This is a genomic window from Butyrivibrio sp. AE3006, from assembly GCF_000424165.1.
Taxonomy (GTDB): Bacteria; Bacillota; Clostridia; order Lachnospirales; family Lachnospiraceae; genus Butyrivibrio.
Genome location: NZ_AUJJ01000019.1, coordinates 106199 through 106409, shown reverse-complemented (window position 1 = coordinate 106409; position 211 = coordinate 106199). Strand labels below are relative to the sequence as shown.

Sequence of the window (211 nt, the reverse complement as noted above, 5' to 3'; positions counted from 1 at the left end):
CTGCAGAACCTGCTACAGAAGGCGCAGTAGCCGATGTTTCAGCGGAGCCTTCAATTGAAGGTTCAGTAAGTGACGTATCAGCAGAGCCTTCACTTGGTGATATCAACATCGATGAAATGATGTCTGCAGAACCTGCTACAGAAGGCGCAGTAGCCGATGTTTCAGCGGAGCCTTCAATTGAAGGTTCAGTAAGTGACGTATCAGCAGAGCC

Annotated in this window: 1 protein-coding gene; it reads left to right on the top strand. The window is 49.3% G+C overall.

The window, feature by feature from the left end:
- Nucleotides 1-211, top strand: a 211-nt coding sequence (locus G603_RS23310; RefSeq protein ID WP_196808067.1) for a hypothetical protein, incomplete at both ends; no start/stop codon positions are given.